At 35.5% G+C, this 561-nt stretch carries 1 pseudogene; it reads right to left on the minus strand.

Annotated features, from left to right (window positions below):
* Window positions 1–131: 131 nt before the first annotated feature.
* Window positions 132–365: pseudogene (locus RVS70_RS21925) on the minus strand (hypothetical protein).
* Window positions 366–561: the final 196 nt, after the last annotated feature.

The raw sequence follows: 561 nt of genomic DNA on the forward strand, positions 1-561 counted from the left end.
TCAAATAAGAGTGAAAAAAGGTTGAGAGGAAAGCCAAAAAAGGTAGGAACAACCTCACTTGGCAAATAAATGTATATAGGTTTAAGGAGGGTTTTCGTAACAGGCTGTCCGTTTGCTTAGACGAACGCCTGTTACTGGCCTGCAAAATAAAGATTTTTCTTATTTGTTCTCACAAAGTCACAGGAGAGGATAGAGTCCAATAAAAATGTTCTGATATGTTTTTTCTAAAAACTAAATGCTTTGATTTTCGTTTTGCTTTTCTGCCTTACAATAATCGTTCTTTTACTAATTGTTCCGTCTTTCTTCATATATATAATGCTGATTGGCATTTGGCTTTCCAAAGATCGATGTAAGTAGAAATTCATACAGCCGCTCTCCCCTTCCAGTTTGATATGACCACATTATAGTAAGAACAAATGTTCCTTTTCAATCCCCAATGATTTCCTCAACCTCTCATCCATCGTATCTAATACGAAAGATTCATAAAAACAAACTCTTATCCGCCTCTTATAAAGGACAAACAAACTTACCGAACCTATCATCTGTTCATAGAGTATACAG

The organism is Virgibacillus sp. M23 (assembly GCF_034190895.1).
GTDB classification, from domain to species: Bacteria; Bacillota; Bacilli; order Bacillales; family Amphibacillaceae; genus Virgibacillus; species Virgibacillus salarius.